The organism is Ensifer meliloti, from assembly GCF_030064585.1.
GTDB classification, from domain to species: Bacteria; Pseudomonadota; Alphaproteobacteria; order Rhizobiales; family Rhizobiaceae; genus Sinorhizobium; species Sinorhizobium meliloti.
The window spans coordinates 1,490,222-1,513,071 of record NZ_CP120364.1 but is presented as its reverse complement, the minus strand read 5'-3'; the positions used below and the strand labels follow the sequence as shown (position 1 = coordinate 1,513,071).

Annotated in this window: 24 protein-coding genes; 11 read left to right on the top strand and 13 right to left on the bottom strand. The window is 63.9% G+C overall.

Going from position 1 to position 22,850, the window contains the following annotated elements; all coding sequences use genetic code 11:
• Positions 1 to 104: 104 nt before the first annotated feature.
• From PZL22_RS06940 to PZL22_RS06920, 5 genes are read left to right on the top strand one after another with little or no spacing between them, the layout of a single operon-like run.
• On the top strand, positions 105 to 986 hold the full coding sequence (locus PZL22_RS06940; RefSeq protein WP_127517818.1) for a carbohydrate ABC transporter permease: 882 nt from the start codon (positions 105 to 107) through the stop codon (positions 984 to 986).
• Positions 986 to 1,831 carry a carbohydrate ABC transporter permease gene (locus tag PZL22_RS06935; protein WP_010975587.1) on the top strand — a complete coding sequence of 282 codons (846 nt, stop codon included), beginning with the start codon at positions 986 to 988 and terminating at the stop codon, positions 1,829 to 1,831. The genes PZL22_RS06940 and PZL22_RS06935 overlap by 1 nt, the downstream gene beginning before the upstream one ends.
• Positions 1,828 to 2,853: an SIS domain-containing protein gene (locus PZL22_RS06930; protein ID WP_284718357.1), complete on the top strand. Its 1,026-nt coding sequence runs from the start codon at positions 1,828 to 1,830 to the stop codon at positions 2,851 to 2,853. Before PZL22_RS06935 ends, PZL22_RS06930 begins: the two co-directional genes overlap by 4 nt.
• Positions 2,850 to 3,791 carry a PfkB family carbohydrate kinase gene (locus PZL22_RS06925; RefSeq protein WP_201269496.1) on the top strand — a complete coding sequence of 314 codons (942 nt, stop codon included), beginning with the start codon at positions 2,850 to 2,852 and terminating at the stop codon, positions 3,789 to 3,791. The genes PZL22_RS06930 and PZL22_RS06925 overlap by 4 nt, the downstream gene beginning before the upstream one ends.
• Positions 3,788 to 4,870: an ABC transporter ATP-binding protein gene (locus PZL22_RS06920; RefSeq protein WP_284718356.1), complete on the top strand. Its 1,083-nt coding sequence runs from the start codon at positions 3,788 to 3,790 to the stop codon at positions 4,868 to 4,870. Before PZL22_RS06925 ends, PZL22_RS06920 begins: the two co-directional genes overlap by 4 nt.
• Before the next feature lie 41 nt (positions 4,871 to 4,911).
• Here the strand turns inward: PZL22_RS06920 and PZL22_RS06915 are convergent, their stop codons facing one another.
• From PZL22_RS06915 to PZL22_RS06890, 6 genes are all read right to left on the bottom strand, one after another.
• Complete coding sequence (locus PZL22_RS06915; protein ID WP_284718355.1) at positions 4,912 to 5,772, bottom strand: IclR family transcriptional regulator; 861 nt, start codon at positions 5,770 to 5,772, stop codon at positions 4,912 to 4,914.
• Positions 5,769 to 6,152: a RidA family protein gene (locus tag PZL22_RS06910; RefSeq protein ID WP_127644897.1), complete on the bottom strand. Its 384-nt coding sequence runs from the start codon at positions 6,150 to 6,152 to the stop codon at positions 5,769 to 5,771. The genes PZL22_RS06915 and PZL22_RS06910 overlap by 4 nt, the downstream gene beginning before the upstream one ends.
• A 36-nt stretch (positions 6,153 to 6,188) precedes the next feature.
• Positions 6,189 to 6,956, bottom strand: a complete 768-nt coding sequence (locus PZL22_RS06905) for an amino acid ABC transporter ATP-binding protein (RefSeq protein ID WP_284718354.1) — start codon at positions 6,954 to 6,956, stop codon at positions 6,189 to 6,191.
• Between the two features lie 13 nt (positions 6,957 to 6,969).
• Positions 6,970 to 7,629 (bottom strand): amino acid ABC transporter permease, encoded by a 660-nt coding sequence (locus tag PZL22_RS06900; protein WP_284718353.1) that lies wholly within the window; start codon positions 7,627 to 7,629, stop codon positions 6,970 to 6,972.
• A 5-nt stretch (positions 7,630 to 7,634) separates the two neighbouring features.
• Positions 7,635 to 8,297 (bottom strand): amino acid ABC transporter permease, encoded by a 663-nt coding sequence (locus PZL22_RS06895; RefSeq protein WP_013850791.1) that lies wholly within the window; start codon positions 8,295 to 8,297, stop codon positions 7,635 to 7,637.
• Between the two features lie 63 nt (positions 8,298 to 8,360).
• Positions 8,361 to 9,203 (bottom strand): transporter substrate-binding protein, encoded by an 843-nt coding sequence (locus PZL22_RS06890; protein WP_284718352.1) that lies wholly within the window; start codon positions 9,201 to 9,203, stop codon positions 8,361 to 8,363.
• 155 nt (positions 9,204 to 9,358) lie between these two features.
• On the opposite strand from PZL22_RS06890, the gene PZL22_RS06885 reads away from it, so the two are divergent.
• The 6 genes from PZL22_RS06885 to PZL22_RS06860 all read left to right on the top strand — a co-directional run bounded on the left by PZL22_RS06885 (position 9,359) and on the right by PZL22_RS06860 (position 16,037).
• Positions 9,359 to 10,417, top strand: a complete 1,059-nt coding sequence (locus PZL22_RS06885; protein WP_284718351.1) for a D-TA family PLP-dependent enzyme — start codon at positions 9,359 to 9,361, stop codon at positions 10,415 to 10,417.
• Positions 10,418 to 10,679: 262 nt separating this feature from the next.
• Positions 10,680 to 11,705 carry a sulfate ABC transporter substrate-binding protein gene (locus PZL22_RS06880; RefSeq protein ID WP_127615777.1) on the top strand — a complete coding sequence of 342 codons (1,026 nt, stop codon included), beginning with the start codon at positions 10,680 to 10,682 and terminating at the stop codon, positions 11,703 to 11,705.
• On the top strand, positions 11,702 to 12,568 hold the full coding sequence (cysT, locus tag PZL22_RS06875) for a sulfate ABC transporter permease subunit CysT (RefSeq protein ID WP_010975580.1): 867 nt from the start codon (positions 11,702 to 11,704) through the stop codon (positions 12,566 to 12,568). Before PZL22_RS06880 ends, cysT begins: the two co-directional genes overlap by 4 nt.
• On the top strand, positions 12,558 to 13,433 hold the full coding sequence (gene cysW / locus PZL22_RS06870; RefSeq protein ID WP_127517805.1) for a sulfate ABC transporter permease subunit CysW: 876 nt from the start codon (positions 12,558 to 12,560) through the stop codon (positions 13,431 to 13,433). Before cysT ends, cysW begins: the two co-directional genes overlap by 11 nt.
• A 15-nt stretch (positions 13,434 to 13,448) precedes the next feature.
• The gene (locus PZL22_RS06865) at positions 13,449 to 14,555 is read left to right on the top strand and encodes a sulfate/molybdate ABC transporter ATP-binding protein (protein ID WP_284718350.1); all 1,107 of its coding nucleotides are present in this window, start codon (positions 13,449 to 13,451) and stop codon (positions 14,553 to 14,555) included.
• A 111-nt stretch (positions 14,556 to 14,666) separates the two neighbouring features.
• Complete coding sequence (locus tag PZL22_RS06860; protein WP_284718349.1) at positions 14,667 to 16,037, top strand: FAD-binding oxidoreductase; 1,371 nt, start codon at positions 14,667 to 14,669, stop codon at positions 16,035 to 16,037.
• A 137-nt stretch (positions 16,038 to 16,174) separates the two neighbouring features.
• Here the strand turns inward: PZL22_RS06860 and PZL22_RS06855 are convergent, their stop codons facing one another.
• The 7 genes from PZL22_RS06855 to PZL22_RS06825 all read right to left on the bottom strand — a co-directional run bounded on the left by PZL22_RS06855 (position 16,175) and on the right by PZL22_RS06825 (position 22,842).
• Positions 16,175 to 16,729, bottom strand: a complete 555-nt coding sequence (locus PZL22_RS06855) for an RES family NAD+ phosphorylase (protein WP_284718348.1) — start codon at positions 16,727 to 16,729, stop codon at positions 16,175 to 16,177.
• A 6-nt stretch (positions 16,730 to 16,735) separates the two neighbouring features.
• On the bottom strand, positions 16,736 to 17,107 hold the full coding sequence (locus PZL22_RS06850) for an antitoxin Xre/MbcA/ParS toxin-binding domain-containing protein (RefSeq protein WP_003534594.1): 372 nt from the start codon (positions 17,105 to 17,107) through the stop codon (positions 16,736 to 16,738).
• A gap of 76 nt (positions 17,108 to 17,183) precedes the next feature.
• Positions 17,184 to 17,969, bottom strand: coding sequence for a crotonase/enoyl-CoA hydratase family protein (locus PZL22_RS06845; RefSeq protein ID WP_127517568.1), 786 nt, complete (start codon positions 17,967 to 17,969; stop codon positions 17,184 to 17,186).
• A complete protein-coding gene (locus tag PZL22_RS06840; protein WP_284718347.1) occupies positions 17,966 to 18,835 on the bottom strand; it encodes a hydroxymethylglutaryl-CoA lyase in 870 nt (289 codons plus the stop codon). The genes PZL22_RS06845 and PZL22_RS06840 overlap by 4 nt, the downstream gene beginning before the upstream one ends.
• Entirely contained in the window at positions 18,832 to 20,820 is a 1,989-nt protein-coding gene (locus tag PZL22_RS06835) for an acetyl/propionyl/methylcrotonyl-CoA carboxylase subunit alpha (protein WP_095919428.1), read from the bottom strand. The genes PZL22_RS06840 and PZL22_RS06835 overlap by 4 nt, the downstream gene beginning before the upstream one ends.
• 16 nt (positions 20,821 to 20,836) lie before the next feature.
• Positions 20,837 to 21,220 carry a RidA family protein gene (locus tag PZL22_RS06830; RefSeq protein WP_284718346.1) on the bottom strand — a complete coding sequence of 128 codons (384 nt, stop codon included), beginning with the start codon at positions 21,218 to 21,220 and terminating at the stop codon, positions 20,837 to 20,839.
• A gap of 14 nt (positions 21,221 to 21,234) precedes the next feature.
• Positions 21,235 to 22,842, bottom strand: a complete 1,608-nt coding sequence (locus tag PZL22_RS06825; protein WP_284718345.1) for a carboxyl transferase domain-containing protein — start codon at positions 22,840 to 22,842, stop codon at positions 21,235 to 21,237.
• Positions 22,843 to 22,850: the final 8 nt, after the last annotated feature.

The window sequence follows — 22,850 nt, the reverse complement described above, 5'->3', positions numbered from 1 at the left end:
CCTCCTCCCTCATCCCTGTGCTCGTCACAGGGATCCAGCAGCGCCGCGTCCGCGGCGCGGGAGAGAAGCCTTGCCGGCAGCTACCGAAGAAGAGGTTTCCATTCATGACCGGCACCTGGATTTCGACGCGCGCGTGGCTCCTGATGTTGCCGCTCCTCGTGGTGATGACCGCGGTCATCGGTTGGCCCCTGGTCGACACCGTTCGGCTCTCCTTCACCGATGCGAAGCTCGTCGGCACCGAGGGCGGTTTCGTAGGAACGGCCAACTACATCAAGATGCTGACCGGATCGAATTTTCAGCGGGCACTTGTCACCACGACCTGGTTCGCAGTCATTTCGGTTGCCGCAGAAATGGTGCTCGGCGTCCTTGCCGCGCTCCTTCTCAACCAGCAATTCCGCGGGCGAACGGCGCTTCGTGCATTGATGATCCTGCCGTGGGCACTGCCGACGGTGGTCAACGCGACGCTCTGGCGGCTCATCTACAATCCGGAATATGGCGCGCTCAATGCCGCGCTGACGCAGCTCGGCCTGCTGGACAGCTATCGTTCCTGGCTCGGCGAGCCGGGAACGGCGCTTGCCGCGCTGATCGTCGCGGATTGCTGGAAGAACTTCCCGCTGGTGGCGCTGATCGCACTCGCCGCGCTCCAGGCCGTGCCGCGCGACATCACTGCTGCATCGCTCGTCGATGGGGCCGGTCCGTTCAACCGTTTCCGCTTCGTCATCATGCCCTATCTCGCCGGCCCGCTGCTGGTGGCGCTGGTGCTGCGTACCATCGAAGCCTTCAAGGTCTTCGACATCATCTGGGTGATGACGCGCGGCGGACCGGCGAACAGCACGCGCACGCTCTCGATCCTCGTCTATCAGGAAGCGTTTTCCTTCCAGCGAGCCGGTTCCGGCGCGTCGCTGGCACTCATCGTCACCCTGCTCGTGACAATTCTTGCCGCCGCATACGCGGCGCTCCTCCGAAAGGCCGCCGGAGCTTCGTGATGGAACGCCAAAGCCCCCTCTTTTCCGTCTTCATCCATGCGAGTGCCCTGCTTCTCGCCGTCGTCATCCTCGCGCCTGTCGCCTGGCTGTTGATCATGAGCATTTCGCCTGCCGCGGACCTCAGTGCCAAGCCGCTTGCCTGGTGGCCGAGCGACATCGACCTCTCGCGGTACCGAACCCTTTTGTCGGCTGTCGAGAACAGTGCCGGTGCGGCCTTCATCGCCTCGCTCCTGAACAGCATCAAAGTCGCCGGAATGGCGACGCTTGCCGCTGTGGTGGTCGCCGTTCCGGCCGCCTGGGCCGTGTCGCGCACGCCGGCCGTCGCCTGGTCGCTCTACGCGGTAATCGCCACCTATATGCTGCCGCCTGTCGCCCTGGCCGTGCCACTCTATATGGGTCTTGCCTATTTCGGCCTGCTTAATTCCGTCTTCGGCCTGGCGCTCGTCTATCTCACCATTCTCGCCCCTTTCACGACCTGGCTCCTGAAATCGGGCTTCGATTCGATACCGCGGGAGATCGAGAGCGCGGCGATGATCGACGGCGCGCGGCTGGACCAGATCCTGAGGATACTGACGCTGCCGCTTGCCGCCCCTGTCATGGCAACCTCGGCGCTCTTCGCCTTCCTGCTCGCCTGGGACGAATTCTTCTACGCGCTGCTCTTCACCTCCGACCAGCGCGCCAAGACCCTCACGGTCGCCATCGCCGACCTCGCCGGCGGCCGTGTTTCCGACTACGGACTGATCGCAACCGCCGGGGTCCTTGCCGCCCTGCCCCCGGTGCTGATCGGCCTTATCATGCAGAGAGCCCTGATTTCCGGGCTCACCAGCGGCGGCGTCAAGGGATGACCATGAGCATATCGAAGGACCGCCCGGCAGGGCTCATTGCAATCGACCGGGAGATGGCGCGCCAGCATGCCGACGCGATCGCTTCCTACGAGGGAGCGACGGCCACGGCGCAGCGGATCGCCGCATGGCTGAAGTCGACGGGCCGGCTTCTGCTTCTCGGCATGGGCGGCTCGCACGCCGTCGGCCGCGCCGTCGAACCGCTCTATCGCGCCCTTGGCATCGAAGCGGTCGCCGTGCCGCTTTCCGAACAGCTCGGCCAGCCGCTTTCGATCGAAGGCAAGACCATTCTCGTCACTTCGCAATCGGGCGAAAGCGCGGAAGTGCTGCGCTGGTTCCGCGAAACGGACGGCGGCACGAGCGAGACATTCGGGCTGACGCTCGAAGAAGACGCATTCCTGGCCAAAACCGTGCCTTCGCTCGTCGGATCAGGCGGGACGGAGCGGGCCTTTGCGGCCACGCGCAGCCTGACGGTGACCTTTGCGCTGCACCTGGCGGTCCTCGCCGCCCTCGGCGCCGACCCGGCCGACGCACTTCGCGCCCTCAGGGATCCCGAAGCGCCGGTAATCGATGGCGCCCTTGCAGCTCTCGCCGATGTCGGCGCGATCGTCACCTCCGGCCGCAAACTGCAGGGTCTCGCCGAAGCGATCGCCCTTGGGCTTACGGAACTCTCCCGTCTTCCCTGCTTTTCGCTAGAGGGCGGTCAGTTGCGCCACGGTCCGATGGAAATGCTGGGGGCTTCTGTCGGCGTCGTCCTCTTCCGCGCCGCCGATCCGACCGCCAAGCTCGTCGGAGCCATGGCAACCTCCGCAGCCGAAGCCGGCTCGCCGGTGATCGTCTTCGACGCATCGGACGAGTCTCCGGCCGCGGGTGCCACGACGATCCGCTTCAAGCCGGCGGCGGGCATGGCCGCGATCCTCGCTATGCTTCCAGTCGCGCAATCCCTGATGATCGCTTTCGCCGACGCGCGCGTCGAAAACGCCGGCACGCCAGTGCGGTCCACCAAGGTCACCCGGAGCGAATGACGATGCGTCCGCTTGCAGCCATCGGCAACGTCAACGTCGATCTCATACTCGGCCCGGCCGAACCCTGGCCGAAGCCCGGCACCGAGGTCATCGTCGACCATGACGAACTGCGCGTCGGCGGCTGCGCCGGCAACAACGCTCTTGCCTGGGATTCGCTCGGCGTGGACTACGTGATTGCCGCCAATGTCGGCAACGATCAGTTCGGCACCTGGCTGAAGGAGGCTTTCGGGGAGCGTTCCCGTAACTGGCCGGTGGAAGCGGTCGGTACGACGCTTTCGGTGGGCATCACCCACCCGGATGGCGAACGCACCTTCTTCACCACGCGCGGCCATCTGCCGCTGTTCAGCTTTCCGGAAGTGCACTCGATGCTCGATGGAAACCGACTTCGAGGCGGCTATGCGCTGCTTTCCGGTTCCTTCCTGACCGATGCCCTTACACTTGCCTATGACGCGCTTTTCGACTGGGCGGACGCCCACGAGATCGCCGTGGCACTCGACACCGGGTGGCCGCTCGATGGCTGGACGGAGACCAACAGGCTCAGGACGCTCGGCTGGCTGAAACGCTGTCATTGCGCCCTCTTCAACGAGGTGGAGACGACCACGCTTACGGGTCTGTCCGATCCGGCCGAAGCCGCGCTGAGCTTGAAGGGCGAAATGCCTGCGGAGGCCATCGTCGTCGTCAAGCGCGGCCCCCATGGAGCGCTCGCCATCGATCGGGACGGCGGAACTTTTTCCGTACCGGCGCCGCAGGTTCAGGTCGTCGATACGATCGGGGCCGGCGACGTCTTCAATGCGGGCTTCCTGGCGGCACTCGCCGCCGAAATGCCACTCGAAGCCTGCCTCAAGACCGGGGTCACGATCGCCTCGGAAGCGATCTCCACCCTTCCGCGCCGCTACGGCAAGCCCCTTTGGGCCTTCCTCAAGGAATCCAGGCGATGAGCGCTCTCGAAATCCGTAACATCCGCAAGCGCTACGGCGAGGTGGAAACGCTGAAGGGCATCGACATCGCGCTCGAAAGCGGTGAGTTCCTCGTGCTGCTCGGTTCCTCCGGCTGCGGCAAGTCCACGCTGCTCAACATCATTGCCGGGCTTGCCGAACCGAGCGGCGGCGACATCCTGATCGGCGAGCGTTCGGTCCTGGGGGTCCATCCCAAGGACCGCGACATCGCGATGGTGTTTCAGTCCTATGCGCTCTATCCGAACCTGAGCGTCGCCCGAAACATCGGCTTCGGCCTCGAAATGCGCCGGGTGCCGCCGGCCGAGCGCGACAAGGCGGTCCGCGACACCGCAAGGCTGCTGCAGATCGAGAACCTGCTGGACCGGAAGCCGAGCCAGCTTTCCGGCGGCCAGCGTCAGCGCGTCGCGATTGGCCGGGCCCTGGTGCGCAACCCCCAGGTGTTCCTCTTCGACGAGCCGCTGTCGAACCTCGACGCCAAGCTCCGGATGGAGATGCGAACCGAACTCAAACGCCTGCACCAGATGCTGAGAACGACGGTCGTCTATGTGACCCACGACCAGATCGAGGCGATGACGCTCGCAACCCGCATCGCCGTGATGCGCGACGGCCGCATCGAGCAGCTCGCCGCGCCGGACGAGGTCTACGACCGCCCCGCGACGCTCTATGTCGCCGGCTTCGTCGGCTCGCCGCCGATGAACATTCTGGACGCGGAGATGACCGCAAACGGCCTGAAGATCGAGGGCTGCGAGGAGGTGCTTCCCCTGCCGGCAGCCTTCAACGGGGCCGCCTGGGCGGGGCGGCGCGTGAAGGTCGGCATTCGGCCGGAGGCATTGCGGCTCGCAGCCGGGTCAGAGGCTCAACGATTGACCGCGAATGTCGAGGTGGTGGAACTCACAGGGCCGGAACTCGTGACCACGGCTACGGTCGGCAGCCAGCGCATCACCGCCTGCCTGCCGCCGCGCACGGCAGTTGGAATGGGATCGGCTCATGCCTTCACCTTCGACGGGACGGCCCTGCACCTCTTCGATCCGGAAAGCGGCCGCTCGCTTAGAATGGAATAGAGAGCAGGCCGATCTACCACCACCAAATGCGAAGGCGGCTGTCACCCGCCAGCAGCCGTTCGCACCGAAGCCGCGTGGTCGTTACGATAGCCAAGCTTCTCGGAAAGCTCGCCTGCCCCCTTGATCAGCACGCGAAGATAGGCGTCGCGATTGCGCAGCCCGTCCTCCTTCGGCGCGACGAGGCAGAGCGTTGCGATGCAGATGGCTTCCGCGTCGTAGACCGGCACGGCGAAGCAATGCGTGAAGCTGTCGACGATGCTGTTGAAGGTGAAATAGCCTTCCTTCTTTGCATTGCGGACCTGGGCGATGAATTCGGAGGGCTCGAGACGCGTACCATCCGGCAGGACGAAATCCTCCTGCGGTATGAAGGCCAGGATCTCCTCGTCGCTCATGTGATCCACGAGGAGACGGCCGGATGCGGTCCACGGAATGGCGACCGGTTCGCCTATATTGGTGGAGATGCGGAACGGACGGCTCCCCTCGTTCATCAGGACGACGGCATATTTGTTACCTTCGAGCTGACACATCTGCGCCGTCTCGCGCGTCTCCTCGGCGATCCGCGCGAGAAGATGCTCGCTTTCGCGCATCAGGTCGAACTGTTCGGCATAGGCCGCGCCGAGGAAATAGAGCTTGCGCCCGAGAAAGACGCGTCCGTCATCCCCGCGATACTCGATGATCCCCTGGCGGACGAGCAGGTTGACGAGCTCATAGACCGACGACCGCGGCGCGCCGATCCCCTGCGCGATTTCGTTCGGGCGCAAGGGCTGACGCTGCAAACGCAGGAAATCGAGGATCTCGAAAGCCCGGTCGAGACCCCTTGCCCTGCGATTGATCGTGTCTTCCGCCTCCGCCACCGCGCCCTCCTTGCCGCTTCTATTCCGGTCCTTCAGAATTGACCTCATTTAGCCTTGTAGGCGACGCAGTCAACTTCGACCTTGCAGTCGACCATCATGCGCGACTGGACGCAGGCGCGGGCCGGCGGGTTGGCGCCGAAATACTCCGCATAGACGCCGTTGAAGGTCCAGAAGTCCCGCGGATCGTCGAGCCAGACGCCGACCCGAACCACATCTTCGAGCCCATAGCCGGCTTCGTGCAGGATTGCGATCATGTTCTCGATCGCCTTGCGGCTTTCCGCGACGATCCCGCCGCCGACGATCTCGCCCGCCTCCATGGCGACCTGACCGGAAACATAGAGCCACCCGTTCGCCTCCACGGCGCGTGCAAATGGCAGGTGCTGCTTGCCCGCACCGGTTTCGCCCGTTCCATAACGCTTGATCGTCACGCTTCACTCCACTTCTTCTTCAAATTCATTGGTTGCTCAGTTGAACGTCGAGGTCTTCAGAAACTCCGCCAGGCGTTCGGTCCTCGGTTTCAGGAACATCTCGCGCGGATGCCCCTCCTCGCCGATGCGCCCCTGGTTCATGAAGATCACCCGGGACGAGACCTCGTAGGCGAAGCGCATTTCGTGGGTGACGATCAGCATGCTCATTCCATCCTCGGCGAGCCCCTTGATGACCTGCAGCACCTCGTTGACGAGCTCCGGATCCAGTGCCGAGGTGACCTCGTCGAAGAGCATGAGCTTCGGATTCATGGCGATGGCACGGGCGATCGCGACCCGTTGCTGCTGGCCGCCGGAAAGCTGCCCCGGATAATGATCCTTGCGCGAGAGCAGGCCGACGCGGTCGAGCCATTTCTCGGCAAGCACCCTCGCCTCGTCGCGGCTCATCTTCTTCACCTTGACGAGCCCGAGCATGACATTGGCGGCGGCAGTCATATGCGGAAACAGGTTGAACTGCTGGAAGGCCATGCCGGTCAGTGCGCGCTGGCGGGCGATCTCCCGCTCAGGCTTGCGCCGCCGGGCGCCTCCTGCCGTCTCGTAGCCGATCTCCTGGCCGTCGATGGCGATCGTGCCACCCTGAAACTCCTCCAGCATGTTGATGCAGCGAAGCATCGTCGTCTTGCCCGAGCCGCTGGAGCCGATGATGCTGATCACTTCCCCCTGGCGCATCGAGCAATCGACCCCCTTCAGCACCTCGACCGTGCCGTAGCGTTTGTGAAGATCGCGGATTTCGAGAAGATTGATCATCGGATTGCGAACCTCACGATGGAACGGCGGTCTTGCGCTCGACGTAACGGCCGAAGCGCTCGATGCCGTAATTGATGACGAAATAGAGAAAGCCTGCGAAGAAATAGAATTCGAGGCTCATGAAGGTGCGGGAGATCAGCTCCTGCGTCCGCAGCAGCAACTCGCTCACGCCGATGATCGAAAGCAGCGTCGATGCCTTGACCATCTCGGCCGCTGTGTTGACCCAGGCAGGAAGTGCCTGCCGCAACGCCTGCGGGCCGAGCACATAGGTGAAGGTTTGCGCGAAGGTCAAACCGATCGCCTTGGCGGCTTCGGTCTGTCCCTTGGGGATCGATTGCAGCGCGCCGCGCACCAGTTCGCCGACATGCGAACTGCAGAAGACGGCAAGGGCCAGGACACCGGCCTGGAACGGCCCGAGATCGATACCGATGGTGCTCAGGACATAGTAGCTCGCGAGCACCAAGACGAGCACCGGCGTGCCGCGGATGAAATCGGTGTAACCGCGCACGATCCATTTGACGGGACGAAACCCGTAGACGAGCGCCAGACCGACGAAGACGCCCAGCACGGTGCCGACGACGATCGAGAGAAGCGATATCGAGACGGAGACGCCGAGCCCCTTGAGGAGCGGGATGCGGGCAAGCCAGAGCTGATCGAGAAACGTGAAATCCATGACGGTTACCTCGGCACTGCAAGACGCCGCTCGGCGGCGCGCATCAGCGCGGCCAGCAGCGAGCAGGTCGCGACATAGAGGCAACTCGCAACGATCCAGGTCTCGATGACGCGGAAGGTCTCGACGTTGATCTTGCGTGCCTCGAAGGTGAGTTCCGGAACCGCGATCGCTGCGGCGAGCGAGGTATCCTTGAAGAGCGAGATCATCGTACTGCCGAGCGAGGGCAGGACGCTGCGCAGCATCAGCGGAATGATGATCGACGTGCGTATCTGCATCTCCGTAAGCCCAATCGCGAGCCCCGCCTCGCGCTGGCCGGGCGGTATGGCGATGAGGCCGCCGCGAAACACTTCGGCAAGATAGGCCCCCGAATAGATTGCAAGCGTCGCCACGAAGCTCTCGATCTTGCCGAGCCGGACCCCGAGCTCTGGAAGCGCGAAATAGCTGAACAGGACGAGGACGAGGATCGGCGTATTGCGGATCACGGTGACGTAGAGCCCGGCAGGCTTGCGCAGCAACGCCCTCCTGGAAACGAGCCCGAAGGCCGTGATCAACCCGATCACGCAACCGGCGAGGATCGCGACAAATGCCAGGCCGAGGCTGAGCGCCAGGCCTTCGAGAAGCAGGTCGAACGAGCGCCACACAGCCGCGAAGTTCAAGGAGTATGTCATGGAAGCAGCCGTTTCATGGGACAGGGCAGCTCCGCCAACAGGCGGAGCCGCCGTTGGCAGGGCTCACTTGTACTCGATGGGAAAACCGATCTGCGGCGCGGTGAGGTCCTTGCCGAACCAGGTCTTGAACGACTTGGCATAGAAATCGAATTCGACACCGGTCATGGCTTCATGCAGCGCCGTGTTGACGAAGTTCAGCCAGTCCTGATCACCGCGCCGGAGGCCGCAGGCATAGGTCTGCGGGTTCCAGCCATAGCCGGCGTCCTTATAGCGCCCCGAGTTCTGGGTCATGTACCAGGCGAGCGAGGACTGGTCGGTAGCGGCGGCATCGGCGCGGCCGGATTCGAGCGCCTGATAGATCAGGTCGACGGATTCATACTGGTCGACCGTCGCCTCCGGCAAGGCCGCATGGACCATGTCCTCGGCATAGACGTTCTGCAATACGGAAATCGTCACCGACGAGCCGGCAGCTTTCAGCGCTTCGTAATCGGCATACTTGCCGTCCGCCTTCAGCATCAGGCCGACGCCTTCACGGTAATAGGGAATGGTGAAGGCGATCTGCTGAGCGCGTTCCCCGGTAACCGTCATGAATTGGCAGGTGATATCCACCTTGCCGGTGGTGATGTTCGGAATACGGGCATCGGACGACTGGTTGACGAACTCGATCTTCTCCGGATCGCCGAACAACGCCTTTGCGATGATGCGGCCCATGTCGACGTCGAAACCCTGGAGCTTGTCTTCGGCGCTCTTGAAGTGCCACGGCGCGTTGGTGCTGCCGGTGCCGAGTATCAGATGGCCGCGGCTCAGAACTTCGTCGAGCTTGCTCGGTGCCTGTTGTGCTTGCGCTGGCATGGCCGCCAGCACGGCCGCGACGAAACTCGCGGCGACCGTGAATCTGCTGATCATCGAAAGATCTCCCCTTTTGTTCCCACTCATAGATTCCGGTATATTGGACACTGGTCCTGAATAACGGATTGACCCATCAAATGCCTTGGGTCATTACTTGTCAAGCAGGATCGGCTACATTCGCCGCCGATCCGCTCGCACCGAGGAAACCCCGCATGACACTGCCGATCGAAACCCCCGCCGTGCTGGTCGATCTCGATATCGCCCGGCGCAATGTCCTTGCGTTTCAGGCCTATGCCGACCGGCACGGCATCCGCGTGCGCCCGCACATAAAAACCCACAAGCTTCCGCAGATGGCCGAGCTGCAGCTCGATGCAGGGGCGATCGGCATCACCTGCCAGAAGGTGACGGAAGCGGAGGCGATGGTTGACGGCGGCGCCCGGATCAAGGACGTGCTGATCACTTACAACCTCCTCGGCGAGCAGAAACTCGCACGGCTGGCGCGGCTCAACGAAAGGGTGACGGTCAGCGTTGTCGCGGACAACGCGACCGTCGTCGACGGGCTCGCAGCCTTCTTCGCCGATGCCGGAAAGCCCTTGACCGTACTCGTCGAATGCAACACCGGAGCAGATCGCTGCGGCGTCGGGATTCCGTCCGAGGCGGCGCGCCTTGCCCGGCGCATCGCCGAGGCACCGGGACTGCGCTTCGGCGGATTGATGACCTATCCGCCGGCCGATGGCGCCGCACGCGTCCAGGCCTTCATGAGCGACGCGAAGCGGCTGATCGAGGCAGAGGGGCTCGAAGTTCCGTGCATTACATCAGGGGGCACGCCCGGTATGATGCAGGCAGCCGAAGCGCCGATAGCAAGCGAGCACAGGCCTGGTACCTACATCTATAACGACCGGTCGCTGGTTGCCCGTGGCGTGGCATCATGGGAGGACTGTGCCCTCACCGTGCTCGCTACCGTGGTCTCGGTTCCCAGTGAAAACCGGGCGATCATCGACGCCGGCAGCAAGGTCCTGACCTCTGACCTGCTAGGTCTCACCGGCTACGGCCACGTGCTCGGCCGCGACGACATACGTATCGACCAGCTCTCCGAGGAGCATGGCCGCCTTGTCTCGGACGGTCAGATCGGGCTCCAGGTCGGCGAACTGGTCCGCATCGTTCCGAACCATGCCTGCGTCGTGACCAACATGGTCGACGCGGTCCACGTCATCGAGGGCGGCGCGCCAAAAGGGACATGGCCGGTCGTCGCCCGCGGCCGCGTCCTCTGATCGGCGCCCGGTTACGACGCCGCAAAGGGAGAGCTCAGGGCCCGTCGTCAGCCGAAAGCTATAGTCCACTATTTTAGTGCATTTCCAAAATGTCGTGCTATCTTATCGGCGATGAGGCCCGAGACCGATGACAGGCACGGCATTCTTTCAGCAGCTCGCATATTGATAGGACTTTTCAAGAATCCACCTCGAAGCATCATAAGTTTGCGTTGCAGTAGTCTACCAAATCGGTAGCTTTATCTGGCAAAAGATGGAGGTCGAAATGAGCTCGAATAGTCTTGCCGGAATAGTGAAATTGGCGCTTATCGTCGGAAGCCTGCAACTTGGCTCGATTGGCCTCGCGCATGCGGACACGACAATTCTGAACGTGTCCTACGACCCGACTCGGGAGCTTTACAAGGAATTCAATGCGGCCTTTGCCGAAAAATGGCAGGCCGACACCGGCGAAACCGTGACGATCCAGACATCGCATGGCGGTTCCGGCAAACAGGCCCGTTCGGTCATCGACGGCCTGGAGGCGGACGTCGTGACGCTGGCACTCGAAGCGGATATCGACGCGATCGCCAAGGAAAGCGGCAAGATTCCCGCCGATTGGAAGTCCCGCTTCGATAACAACAGCGCGCCCTACACCTCGACCATCGTCTTCCTCGTCCGCAAGGGTAACCCCAAAGGCATCAAGGATTGGGGCGATCTCGTCAGGGAGGACGTGCAGGTGATCACGCCCAACCCGAAGACTTCGGGCGGCGCTCGCTGGAATTTCCTGGCCGCCTGGGCCTGGGCACGTGCCGCCAATAACGGAGACGATGCGAAGGCGCAGGAATATGTGGCGCAACTCTTCAAGCATGTGCCGGTTCTCGACACCGGCGCGCGCGGCGCGACGACCACCTTCGTCCAGCGCGGCCTTGGCGATGTGTTGCTGGCCTGGGAGAACGAAGCCTATCTGTCACTGGAAGAGCTGGGCCCCGATAATTTCGACATCGTCACGCCGTCGATCTCGATCAAGGCCGAGCCCCCCGTTGCGCTGGTCGATGGCAACGTCGACAGCAAGGGCACGCGCAAGGTCGCCGAGGCCTATCTCGACTATCTCTACAGCGATGTCGGGCAGAAGATCGCGGCCAAGCACTACTACCGGCCGTTCAAGCCTGAACTGGCGGATCCCAAGGACACCGCGCGCTTCACCGAATTGAAGCTCGTCACGATCGACGATTTCGGCGGCTGGAAGGAAGCTCAGCCGAAATTCTTCGGCGACGGCGGGGTCTTCGACCAGATCTACAGACCGGGGCAATGATATCGATGGCCGCTCGCAGCAGCACGCGGTGGCGGTTCCGGCAGCCGAGCGTCATTCCGGGTTTCGGATTGGCGCTCGGCGTCACGCTGGCATGGCTCACCATAATTGTTCTCATTCCTCTCTCCGGACTGCTGTGGCGCTCCAGTGGCCTCGGATGGTCGAAATTCGTGGAGCTCGCGCTTGACGAGCGCACGGTCAACGCATTGACGATCAGCTTCGGCACGGCCTTTATCGCAGCCGTCGTCAATCTCGTCTTCGGTGTGCTCCTCGCCTGGGTTCTCGTGCGCTATCGCTTCCCCGGCAAGCGCGTGATCGACGCCATGGTCGATCTGCCCTTCGCCCTGCCGACCGCGGTTGCCGGCATTGCGTTGACGACGCTTTACGCGCCGAACGGTTGGATCGGCTCGCTGCTCGCTCCTCTCGGCATCAAGATCGCCTTCACCCCGGCCGGGATCGTCGTGGCGTTGATCTTCGTCGGCTTGCCATTCGTCGTGCGCACCGTGCAGCCGATCATGGAAGAGATCGACAAGGAAGTCGAAGAGGCGGCTGCGACCCTCGGCGCCACCCGCTTCCAGACGATCAGCCGGGTCTTGTTGCCCGGTCTCCTGCCTGCCGGGTTGACCGGCTTCGCACTCGCCTTTGCTCGCGGCGTCGGCGAATATGGTTCGGTGATTTTCATCGCCGGCAACCTTCCCTATGTTTCGGAGATCGCGCCGCTTCTGATCGTCATCCGCCTGGAGGAGTTCAACTATCCGGCAGCAACCGCGATCGCCGCGGTGATGCTCCTGCTTTCCTTCATGATGCTGCTGGTCATCAATGTGATCCAGGCGTGGAGCAGACGGAGATATGGTTATGGCGCATGATGCCGGCTACGCTTCGAATACGCTTGTGACGGCCGCAACGTCGGAAACGCGGCTTTCGCGCGTGGTCCTGACCGTCGTTGCGCTCGGTTTCGTCGCGCTCTTCCTGCTTCTGCCGCTCGCCACGGTGTTCATCGAGGCGTTCCGCAACGGAGCGATGGAGTTCTTCACGGCGCTTGGCGATCCCGAGACCTTTTCCGCGATCCGGCTGACACTGCTCGTCGCGGGGATCGCCGTGCCGCTCAATCTCGTCTTCGGGGTGGCGGCTGCCTGGGCCATCGCGAAATTCGAGTTCAAGGGCAAGGCGTTCCTGACGACGCTGATCGACCTGCCCTTCTCCGTTTCGCCTGTGATCTCCGGCCTCGTTTTCGTGCTGCTCTTCAGCTCCCATAGCGTGCTCGGACCGATCCTGCAGAGCTACGGCATCCAGATCCTCTTTGCCGTTCCGGGCCTCGTGCTCGCCACCGTCTTCGTGACCTTCCCCTTCGTTGCGCGTGAATTGATTCCGCTGATGCAGGAACAGGGAACGGCCGACGAGGAAGCGGCACTCTCGCTCGGGGCCACCGGCTGGCAGACCTTCTGGCATGTGACGCTTCCCAATATAAAATGGGGTCTGCTCTACGGCGTGCTTCTTTGCAATGCCCGCGCCATGGGCGAGTTCGGTGCGGTCTCGGTCGTGTCCGGCCATATTCGCGGCCAAACGAACACCATGCCGTTGCAGGTCGAAATCCTCTATAATGAATATAATTTCGTCGCCGCATTTGCGGTGGCAGCGCTCCTGGCGCTCCTGGCGCTGGTAACGCTCGTTTTGAAGACTGCTCTTGAACTTCGCTACAGCGACGAGATCGCTGCCAGCCGCAGGCACTGAAAGGTCCAGACCTCCATGGAAGTCCGCGTCCAGAACATACGCAAGGAATTCGGCCGCTTTCCCGCACTCGAAGACGTTTCCCTCGACATGCGGTCGGGTGAACTGATCGCGCTCCTCGGCCCCTCCGGCTCCGGCAAGACCACGCTGCTGAGGCTGGTCGCCGGGCTCGAAAGCCCGACCGAAGGCACGATTTTCTTCGGCGACGAGGATGCGTCGAAAAAGACCGTGCAGGAGCGCAACATCGGCTTCGTTTTCCAGCATTACGCGCTTTTCCGCCACATGACGGTGCTCGACAACGTCGCCTTCGGTCTGAAGGTGCGGCCCGCCAAACGGCGCCCGGCGGCTGCCGACATCCGCCGCAGGGCCCTCGACCTGCTGGAACTGGTGCAGCTCTCCGGGCTGGAGAAACGCTACCCGGCCCAGCTTTCCGGCGGGCAGCGCCAACGCGTCGCACTCGCCCGCGCCATGGCCGTCGAACCCAACGTTCTGCTCCTCGACGAGCCTTTCGGCGCGCTCGATGCGCAGGTGCGCAAGGAGCTGAGGCGGTGGCTACGCGAAATCCACGACCGCACCGGCCACACCACGATCTTCGTCACCCACGACCAGGAGGAAGCACTCGAGCTTGCCGACCGCGTCGTCGTGATGAGCAAGGGCGCGATCGAGCAGGTCGGCACGCCCGACGAGATCTATGACCATCCGGTCTCGCCCTTCGTCTACGGCTTCATCGGCCAGTCGAACTGCCTCGACGTCACCCTCGCCAATGGCGAAATCTGGCACGAGGACCGCCCGATCGGCCTTCGTGCCGGGAACGAACCGGACGGCGCCGCAACCCTCTATTTCCGCCCGCACGACGTGGAGCTCATCGACGGCTGCGGCGGTTGCCTCGCCGGCCTCGTCACGGCGAGCCGGCGCGTGGCGGGCACCCGGCATCTGGAACTCGATCTCGGACGTACGCACCCTCCGGTCGAGATCGAACTCCCGCCGGAACGCGCCGCCTCCACCGACCACACGCGCATCGCCTTCCGGCCGACGCGATGGAAGCTATTCCGCAAGGGGGGACAGAAGGCGGCGACACCGCCGATAGAGGCGGAGGCGCCCGTGCTCGCAGCCACCGGCACGTGAGGCGGTGGACCTGGGCTGCGGAAGCGCGGATTCGCGCGGTCTAGACGCCGGGCTTTGATCTGCCGAATTAATCGGTTCCGATCAAATGAATCCTGCGGTAGAAACCGTTCCATGTCTGTTATCGATGATCTCACGAGCGCTCTCGGCGATGCCGTGCTCACCGGCGACCGGATCGCCGAACGTCACCGCGGCGATGCGAGCCTCACGGGCCGGGCCCTCCCCTTGGCGGTCGTTCGCCCGGCAAGTGTTGCCGAGGTTGCCGACGCGCTGAGGATCTGCAACGCGCATCGCCAGGCCGTGGTGCCGCAGGGTGGCTTGACCGGGCTCGCCGGCGGCGCCAATCCCTGCGCTGGCGACGTCGTCATCTCGCTGGAGAGACTTTCCGGCATCGAGGAGATCGATGCTGCGGCGGGTACGACGACGGTTCTCGCCGGAACACCGCTCGAAGTCGCCCAGCGCGCGGCCGAGGATGCGGGTTTCCTGTTGCCGATCGATCTTGGCGCCCGCGGCTCCTGCCAGATCGGCGGCAATCTGGCCACCAATGCCGGCGGCATCCGGGTCATCCGCAACGGTGTGGCGCGGGACAATGTGCTGGGACTCGAGGCCGTTCTCGCCGACGGTACCGTGATTTCCTCGATGAACAAGATGATCAAGAACAACACCGGCTACGACCTGCGGCAGCTCTTCATCGGTTCGGAAGGCACGCTCGGCATCATCACGCGGGCGGTGCTGCGCCTGCGTCCGCTACCTGCAGGGCGGCTGACGGCGCTCTGCGCACTCGGCAGCTATGAGGATGTCGTCGCCCTGCTCAAGCGGGCACAGAAGGAGCTCGCTGGCCTCTCCGCCTATGAGGCGATGTGGGAGAGCTATTTCCGCTTCAACTGCGAGGCCGAGGGGCTCAGGCTCTTCAAAGCCACTCCCGCTTTCGCCGTCATCGTGGAAGAGGACCTGCAAGGCCATGAAGCGGAACGCGAGCGGTTCGAAGCGTTTCTCGGGCGAGCCCTGGAGGACGGCGTGATCGGCGACGCGCTGATCGCGCAATCGCAAAAGGAAGCTCAAACCTTCTGGCGTATCCGCGAGGGCCACGCGCTGGACCGGCTGCCCCTGCTCCTCAACTTCGATGTCAGCCTGCCGATCGGCGAAATCGGCCGCTTCGCCGACGAATGCGGCGACGCGCTCCGGGCCAAGTTCCCCGAAGCGCACGTGTCGTTCTTCGGCCATGTCGGCGACAGCAACCTTCACATCGCCTTTTCCGTTGCGGGCGCAACCGAGAAAACGGCGCACGCAATCGACGCCGCCGTCTACGAACTGGTCGGCACCTATAGCGGCTCGGTTTCGGCCGAGCACGGGATCGGCCTCCTGAAGCGCGACTTTCTCCATCGCTCCCGCAGTCCGGCGGAACTCCAACTCATGCGGCGCATCAAGTATGCGCTCGACCCGAACGGCATCCTCAATCCGGGCAAGGTGCTGGGCTCGATTTAGCGTGGAAAATTACCCCTCGCCCTAACCCTCTCGCCGTCGATGGGGGAGAGGGGACGAAGTCGGCGCTGCTTGTCCCCTCCGCCCCGCCTGCGGGGAGAAGGTCGCCGGCAGGCCGGATGTCGGGCACTTTTTTGGGCTCAAACCCATGAGGCGGGGGATTTCGGCAGCCGGCCATCGGGATCGATGACGTCGAGACGCGGTTCTTCCGGACCGTTCCAGCGCCAGAGCGCGACGCAGGTGCCCCCGGGCGACATGAAGGATGGATAGATCACCCCGTGATAGTCGCGCGCCAGAAGATCCGACTGGAGCCTGTGGGTCTCCGGCACCGCGCCTTTGTCGAGCGCATCACGCCATTCGCAGCGATGGATCGCCTCATCCACACCAAGCCCCAGAAGAACGCTGGCATCCGTGAGGTCCGCGAGCTTCGCCCCGCGCAACTCGAGCTGCACGATGAGCGCCGGATGCTGGACGAAACCCTGGTTATATTCAGCCCAGGCGGTGGAGAGTTCGCGCGCACCATAAATCGCAGGCACGCCGATGGGATTCCAGCGGCCACCGAAGCGAGCGGCACCCGCGCCGGATAACGGCATATGCGCCCAGCGTGGAACGAAGGCGCGCCAGAGCGTTATCCGCTCGACCGACGGCGTCAGTTCCGGATCGGGTCGCGATGCGGGCGGAATGTGTTTCCCCATCCCGTCTTAGGCGTAGACGCCGGCACGTACCGATTCGAGATAGGCGAGCACCTTGTCGGCCTTGCCCTCGCCGACCAGGTCGAATGCCGTCTTGCCTGCCCAGCCGGGGATAGGCTGGTGCTTGAACCAGATGACGGCGCGGGCTTCGTCGCCCGCCATTTCCGAAGCCATGGCGAGGATGCGGACCACCTTGCTTAAGGCGCTGTCCACCTTTCGGGCGCCGGACTTCGCCGTCAGCGTATTGCGGGCGACACCGATCAGCTTCGCGAGTTCGGCGAGTGTGACGCCCAACCGGTCGGCGACAAGGCGGGCCGAGAGAAACGGGGAATGATCGTCTCCGAAACGGGCTGCAGGTATCTGGAAATCGACGGCCATTATGAGAAATCGATCCTGTTTTGATCGGGTCCCCATGAAAATAGGATCGATTTACCGTCAATTCAAGCGCAAAGTCGGCTCATTGCCGCCAGGAGGGATTGCGCCGTTCGAAGAAGGCCGACACGCCCTCCCGCGCTTCGTCCGATTCCCAGGTATCGGCAAGCTGCTCTATCGTCGCGGCGATGACGGCGTCCGTTATGGGAAGACCCAGCGACCGCGCAAGCCGCTTCGCGCGCCCGGCAGCGCCCGGAGCCGCGACGAGATAGCCCGTCACCGCGGCTTCGACGGCCCCGTCCAGCATGGTGCCGTCGACGACCGTCGTCACGAAGCCGGCGACCTTCGCCTCCTCCGCACCGAAGATCCGCGCCGACATGAACAGCGGCCGCGCCCGCGACTCGCCTGTCCGGGCAATGACATATGGGCTGATCGTCGCCGGGATCAGTCCGAGGCGCGTTTCGGTCAGGCCGAATTGAGCACCGGAAGCGGCGATCACCGTGTCGCAGACGCTGACCAGCCCGACGCCGCCGCCGAAGGCGTTCCCATGCACGCGCGCAATCAGCGGCTTCGGCAGATCATTCAGCGCCTTCAACATCATCGCAAGCCGCGTCGCCTCGGCGATCCGCGTCGGCCGGTCGGCGGAAAACTGCTGACGCATCCAGTCGAGATCGCCGCCGGCACAGAAACTCTTGCCTTCGGCGTCGAGAATAACGACCCTGATCGCTGCATCGGTTGCCAGCCGGCCCGCGACGGCGGTCAATTCGCCGATCATGGTGGCGGAAAGCGCATTGTGCTTTTCCGAACGGGCGAGCGTCACCCGGGCGACGCCGCGCTGGTCGATGGCACAACGGATCGTATCGAAGGTCATGCTGTGCTCCTCAGCGATCGTGCAAAAGCAGCGGCGCGGTCGAGTTTTTCCGAGTCGAGGCCGGTGGCAAAACCCCGCGCCTCGACAAAGGCGTTCACCGCAAGCGTATCGACATTGCCGGCCGCTCCAGGCGCATAGGGACAACCGCCGAGCCCGCCGGCGGAGGCGTCGAAAACCCTGATACCGCGCTCCAGTGCTACCGCGATATTCTCCAGTGCCCGGCCGGACGTATCGTGGAAATGCCCGGCAAGTTTCTTGGCATCGATCTCGCGGAGCGTCGCGGCCAGCATCGCATCAACCGCTTCCGGCGTGCCGCGCCCGATCGTGTCGCCGAGACTGATCTCGTAGCAGCCGAGGTCGGCAAGCAGCCGCGCGACGCGGGCGGTCTCCGCCGGCACGATCGCGCCCTCATAGGGACATTCGACGACACAGCTCACATAGCCCCGCAGGGGAACGCCTCGATGCCGGCTTGCCTCGGCGACCGGCCGAAAACGCTCGATGCTTTCGGCAATCGAGCAGTTGATGTTCTTTTCGGAGAAGCTTTCCGACGCCGAGGCAAAGATCGCCACCTCGTCGGCGCCAGCCGCAAGCGCCGCCTCGAAGCCGCGCATATTGGGCGTCAGTGCCGCGTAACGCGTGCCCGGCCGCCGGACGATACCAGCCATGACAGCCGGCGCGTCGGCCAATTGCGGTACCCAGCGGGGACTGACGAAGCTCGTTACTTCGATGCGCTCGTAACCGCAGTCGGAGAGCAGATCGACGAGCCCGACCTTGTCCTCGGTAGCAACGAGCCGCGACTCGTTTTGAAGACCGTCGCGCGGCGCCACCTCGACAATCGTGATGCGCTCCTTTGCCGGCGACGTCATTGCGCAGCCTCCTCCATCAGCGTCACGAGCACTGTGCCCTCGCTGACCTGAGCGCCTTCCGCCACATGGACATTGGCGATCGTGCCCTCGCGTGAGGCCGAGAGCGTCAGCTCCATCTTCATCGCCTCCATCACGACAAGCGCCTGTCCCTTTGTCACTGCGTCGCCGGCGCCGACCCGCACCAGCTTCACGAGACCCGGCATCGGCGCGACCAACTCGTCGTCGGCGATCTCGCTGCTCTGCCCGCCGGTCAATCCGTCCGGCACATGGAACACCAGGTTGCGCCCGCCATGGAAGAGCGTCAACGCCTCGCGATCCCGTGAGAAGCGGATCAGGCGCTTCTGCCCGGCCACCTCGAGCCGGGCACCGCCCTCGAAGCGGTCGAGCACGAGGACGGGCAGCGTGCTCGCACCGGCACGCACGGCGAACTGGTCACGGCCGCGCGAAGCCAAGGTGACGGTTGCGCGCACGTCCGCATGGGCGATCACCACCATGCGGTGCGCGTCGCCCCAGATCTGCCAGGAGCCGAGCGACGACCATGGATCGGTCGACCTGTTCGGGTCGAGCGCGCCGGTCGAAACTATCGCCGCCAGCGCCAGCGCCTCGTCACCAGGTGCGACCGGAGCGGTCAGTCGCTCGATCTCCCGGTCGATCAGCCCCGTATCCGGGTGGCCAGAGCGGAAATCATGCTCTTCCGTCAGGCGGATGAGAAAGTCGCGGTTCGTGACCGTGCCGCCTATGCGGCATTCCTTGAGAGCATCCTGCAACCGGCCGAGCGCCGCCGAACGGTTCTGGCCATGTACGATCAACTTGGCAATCAGCGGATCGTAATAGGGCGTGATCGTATCCCCCTGCCGGACGCCGGAATCGACCCGCGAAGTCCCCTCGGGAAAGCTCAATTCCGTCAGCCGGCCGGTCGCCGGCAGGAAGCCCCGGGCCGGATCCTCCGCATAGAGGCGCGCCTCGAAGGCCCAGCCGTTCATTGAAATATCGGCCTGTTTCTTCGGCAGCGGCTCGCCGCTAGCGACCCGCAACTGCCATTCCACGAGATCGATGCCGGTGATCGCTTCCGTGACGGGATGCTCCACCTGCAGCCGCGTGTTCATCTCCATGAAATAGAAGTGATCCGGCCAGAGGCCGTTGGTCACGTCGGCGATGAACTCCACGGTGCCTGCACCGACATAGCCGATCGCCTGGGCGGCCCTGACCGCGGCATCCCCCATCGCACGGCGGACCTCGGCCGTCATGCCGGGCGCCGGCGCCTCCTCTATCACCTTCTGATGCCGGCGTTGCAGCGAGCAGTCGCGCTCGAAGAGGTGGACGATATTGCCGTGCCGGTCGCCGAAGACCTGCATCTCGATGTGACGCGGCTTCGTCAGATAGCGTTCGAGAAGCACCGAACCGTCGCCGAAGGCGGATTCGGCCTCCCGCCGTGCGGCCTCCAGCGCGGGGCCGAAATCCTCCTGCCGCTCGACCCGGCGCATGCCTTTGCCGCCGCCGCCCGCCCGCGCCTTGATCAGCACCGGATAGCCGATTTCCCGTGCCCTGTCGGCAAGAAAGGATGCATCCTGCTCTTCGCCGTGGTAGCCGGGCACGACCGGTACGCCGGATCGTTCCATGAGAGCCTTGGCCGCGTCCTTGAGACCCATGGCGCGGATTGCGGCCGGCGGCGGCCCGACGAATATCATGCCTGCTTCTGCGACAGCCTCCGCGAAATCGGCGTTCTCCGACAGGAAACCATAGCCCGGATGAATGGCTTGTGCGCCGACGCTTCTTGCCGCTTGAACGATAGGAGCGCTCGCCAGATAGCTTTCGGCGGCGGGCGCCCCCCCGATCCGGATCGCCTCGTCGGCGAGCGCCACGTGCAGCGCGTCTCCGTCAGCGTCGGAATAGACGGCGACGGTGCGGATGCCGAGCCGTCGCGCGGTGCGGATGATGCGGCAGGCGATTTCACCGCGATTGGCAATCAGGAGCTTCGAAAACATACGCCTCTTTTCCAATCTATTGCGCCGCGACCACTTCGACTTCCATGAGCCAGGCCGAATCGAAAATGCCGGTGATCACCACCGTCATTGCCGGAGCCAACGAGCCGAGATAGTCGTTGCGGATCTCGCGGTTCTCCATGACGTGCTGCCTGTCGGCGAGATAGGTCGTGACCTTGACGATGTCGGTTTTCGACATGCCGGCCGCCTTGAGCTGCGCATCGACGTTCAGCCAGACCTGGCGCGCCTGCGCCTCGAAGCCCTCCGGCACGACGTCGTCCGACGTTACCGGAATTTGGCTGCTGACGAAAAGCACGCGCCGGAAATCCTCGATGCTGACAGCCTGTGAATACCCCCCGCGCGGCTGCGGTGCATTCAGGGCATTGATGTTGTCGCGTTTCATCTCGGGACCTCTCGTCACATTCTGAACAGTCCGAAGCGCGTCTCCTCCATCGGCGCGTTCAAGGCCGCCGACAGAGACAACGCCAGCACGTCGCGGCTCTTGCGCGGATCGATCACGCCGTCATCCCAAAGCCTTGCCGACGCATAGAGCGGGTGGCTCTGACGTTCGAATAGATCGAGCACCGGTTGGCGGAAGCGGGCCTCCTCCTCTTCACTCCATGGTTTTCCTGACCGCTTCAAGGCTTCGCCGCGCACCGAGGAGAGCACGCCTGCCGCCTGTTCGCCGCCCATGACCGAAATGCGGCTGTTCGGCCAGGTCCAGAGAAAGCGCGGCGAGAAGGCGCGCCCGCACATCCCGTAATTGCCTGCCCCGAACGATCCGCCGACCAGCATGGTGATCTTTGGCACCTTCACGGTCGCGACTGCGGTCACCAGCTTGGCGCCGTGCTTGGCAATTCCCTCTGTCTCGTATTTGCGGCCGACCATGAAGCCGGTGATGTTCTGCAGAAAGACGAGCGGGATCCTGCGCTGCGCGCAGAGCTCCACGAAATGCGCTCCCTTGACGGCCGATTCCGAGAAGAGCACGCCATTGTTGGCGACAATGCCGACTGGAATGCCGTGGACATGGGCGAAACCGCAGACGAGCGTGGTGCCGAACCGCGCCTTGAACTCGTCGAAGCGGGAACCGTCGACAAGCCGGGCGATCACCTCGCGGATCTCATAGGGTGTCTTGAGGTCGGCCGGGACGATGCCGGCGATTTCCTCCGGATCGTAGAGTGGCGGCTCCGGCTCGATGCGCTCGACCGTCCAGGGCTTCTCACGGTTCAAGGCCGAAACGGCGCGGCGCGCCAATGCCAACGCATGCGCATCGTCGCGCGCAAGGTGATCGGCAACGCCCGAAAGGCGCGTGTGGACGTCGGCGCCGCCAAGGTCCTCGGCCGAGACGACCTCTCCGGTCGCCGCGCGAACGAGCGGCGGGCCTGCGAGAAAAATAGTGCCCTGCTTTTCGACGATGATCGCTTCGTCGGACATGGCCGGCACATAGGCGCCGCCCGCCGTGCAGGATCCCATGACCACCGCGATCTGAGGGATGCCAGCCGCCGACATGTTGGCCTGGTTGTAGAAGATGCGGCCGAAATGGTCCCGATCCGGAAAGACCTCGTCCTGGTTCGGCAGGTTCGCGCCGCCGGAATCGACAAGATAGACGCAGGGGAGCCGGTTCTCCGCCGCGATCTCCTGCGCGCGCAAATGCTTCTTGACCGTCAGCGGATAGTAGGTGCCGCCTTTGACCGTCGGATCGTTGCAGACGATCATGCACTCGCGGCCGGAAATCCGGCCGATGCCGGTGATCAGGCCCGCGCCCGGCGCATCGTCGTTGTACATCCCATATGCGGCGGTGGCTCCGACCTCCAGAAAAGGCGTGCCCGGATCGATGAGAGTAGCAAGCCGGTCCCGCGGCAGGAGCTTGCCGCGGCTGACGTGGCGCTCGCGCGCCGTCTCGCCGCCGCCGGCTGCGGCCAGGCGCACCGCGTCCTCGATCGTCGCGATGGCCTCCGTCATGGCCGCGCGGTTCGCCTTGAACTCCTCCGAGGATGGCGAAATGTGCGAACGCAATACTGTCATGCTCCCCC

Coding starts and splice junctions, on each gene's coding strand:
- PZL22_RS06930 (WP_284718357.1), top strand. CDS start 1,828: ATGACCATGAGCATATCGAAGGACCGCCCGGCAGGGCTCATTGCAATC.
- PZL22_RS06900 (WP_284718353.1), bottom strand. CDS start 7,629: ATGGATTTCACGTTTCTCGATCAGCTCTGGCTTGCCCGCATCCCGCTC.
- PZL22_RS06925 (WP_201269496.1), top strand. CDS start 2,850: ATGACGATGCGTCCGCTTGCAGCCATCGGCAACGTCAACGTCGATCTC.
- PZL22_RS06860 (WP_284718349.1), top strand. CDS start 14,667: ATGTCTGTTATCGATGATCTCACGAGCGCTCTCGGCGATGCCGTGCTC.
- PZL22_RS06845 (WP_127517568.1), bottom strand. CDS start 17,969: ATGACCTTCGATACGATCCGTTGTGCCATCGACCAGCGCGGCGTCGCC.
- PZL22_RS06940 (WP_127517818.1), top strand. CDS start 105: ATGACCGGCACCTGGATTTCGACGCGCGCGTGGCTCCTGATGTTGCCG.
- PZL22_RS06915 (WP_284718355.1), bottom strand. CDS start 5,772: ATGAGGTCAATTCTGAAGGACCGGAATAGAAGCGGCAAGGAGGGCGCG.
- PZL22_RS06880 (WP_127615777.1), top strand. CDS start 10,680: ATGAGCTCGAATAGTCTTGCCGGAATAGTGAAATTGGCGCTTATCGTC.
- PZL22_RS06905 (WP_284718354.1), bottom strand. CDS start 6,956: ATGATCAATCTTCTCGAAATCCGCGATCTTCACAAACGCTACGGCACG.
- PZL22_RS06885 (WP_284718351.1), top strand. CDS start 9,359: ATGACACTGCCGATCGAAACCCCCGCCGTGCTGGTCGATCTCGATATC.
- PZL22_RS06890 (WP_284718352.1), bottom strand. CDS start 9,203: ATGATCAGCAGATTCACGGTCGCCGCGAGTTTCGTCGCGGCCGTGCTG.
- cysW (WP_127517805.1), top strand. CDS start 12,558: ATGGCGCATGATGCCGGCTACGCTTCGAATACGCTTGTGACGGCCGCA.
- PZL22_RS06865 (WP_284718350.1), top strand. CDS start 13,449: ATGGAAGTCCGCGTCCAGAACATACGCAAGGAATTCGGCCGCTTTCCC.
- PZL22_RS06920 (WP_284718356.1), top strand. CDS start 3,788: ATGAGCGCTCTCGAAATCCGTAACATCCGCAAGCGCTACGGCGAGGTG.
- PZL22_RS06830 (WP_284718346.1), bottom strand. CDS start 21,220: ATGAAACGCGACAACATCAATGCCCTGAATGCACCGCAGCCGCGCGGG.
- PZL22_RS06840 (WP_284718347.1), bottom strand. CDS start 18,835: ATGACGTCGCCGGCAAAGGAGCGCATCACGATTGTCGAGGTGGCGCCG.
- PZL22_RS06825 (WP_284718345.1), bottom strand. CDS start 22,842: ATGACAGTATTGCGTTCGCACATTTCGCCATCCTCGGAGGAGTTCAAG.
- PZL22_RS06835 (WP_095919428.1), bottom strand. CDS start 20,820: ATGTTTTCGAAGCTCCTGATTGCCAATCGCGGTGAAATCGCCTGCCGC.
- PZL22_RS06895 (WP_013850791.1), bottom strand. CDS start 8,297: ATGACATACTCCTTGAACTTCGCGGCTGTGTGGCGCTCGTTCGACCTG.
- PZL22_RS06935 (WP_010975587.1), top strand. CDS start 986: ATGGAACGCCAAAGCCCCCTCTTTTCCGTCTTCATCCATGCGAGTGCC.
- cysT (WP_010975580.1), top strand. CDS start 11,702: ATGATATCGATGGCCGCTCGCAGCAGCACGCGGTGGCGGTTCCGGCAG.
- PZL22_RS06855 (WP_284718348.1), bottom strand. CDS start 16,729: ATGGGGAAACACATTCCGCCCGCATCGCGACCCGATCCGGAACTGACG.